This is a genomic window from Staphylococcus hominis subsp. hominis (genome assembly GCF_002901845.1).
Classification (GTDB): Bacteria; Bacillota; Bacilli; order Staphylococcales; family Staphylococcaceae; genus Staphylococcus; species Staphylococcus hominis.
This window is the reverse complement of sequence record NZ_PPQE01000025.1, coordinates 1,095,849-1,096,251: the sequence shown is the minus strand read 5'-3', so window position 1 is coordinate 1,096,251 and position 403 is coordinate 1,095,849. Positions and strand designations below refer to the sequence as shown.

4 tRNA genes are annotated in these 403 nt (G+C 52.1%); all 4 read left to right on the top strand.

Annotated elements, in window-relative coordinates:
- Positions 1–62: 62 nt before the first annotated feature.
- The 4 genes from CD034_RS06970 (at position 63) to CD034_RS06955 (ending at position 396) form a co-directional block, all read left to right on the top strand.
- Positions 63–136 (top strand) — tRNA-Met (locus CD034_RS06970).
- An 8-nt stretch (positions 137–144) separates the two neighbouring features.
- Positions 145–220: transfer RNA gene (locus CD034_RS06965), tRNA-Asp, on the top strand.
- A 21-nt stretch (positions 221–241) separates the two neighbouring features.
- Positions 242–314: transfer RNA gene (locus tag CD034_RS06960), tRNA-Phe, on the top strand.
- A gap of 6 nt (positions 315–320) precedes the next feature.
- Positions 321–396, top strand: a tRNA-Thr gene (locus CD034_RS06955).
- Positions 397–403: the final 7 nt, after the last annotated feature.

Genomic DNA, 403 nt, shown 5'->3' with positions numbered 1-403 from the left:
ACCGACAGGGCCTTAACGGGCCGCGGGGGTTCGAATCCCTCTTCCTCCGCCATTTTTATTATCGCGGGATGGAGCAGTTCGGTAGCTCGTCGGGCTCATAACCCGAAGGTCGGTGGTTCAAATCCGCCTCCCGCAATTTGTTTTGGTCTCGTAGTGTAGCGGTTAACACGCCTGCCTGTCACGCAGGAGATCGCGGGTTCGATTCCCGTCGAGACCGCCATTTAATCATTTTAATATATATGGTTCAGTAGCTCAGTTGGTAGAGCAATGGATTGAAGCTCCATGTGTCGGCAGTTCGATTCTGTCCTGAACCATTTCTTGCCGGCCTAGCTCAATTGGTAGAGCAACTGACTTGTAATCAGTAGGTTGGGGGTTCAAGTCCTCTGGCCGGCACCATCTTAAT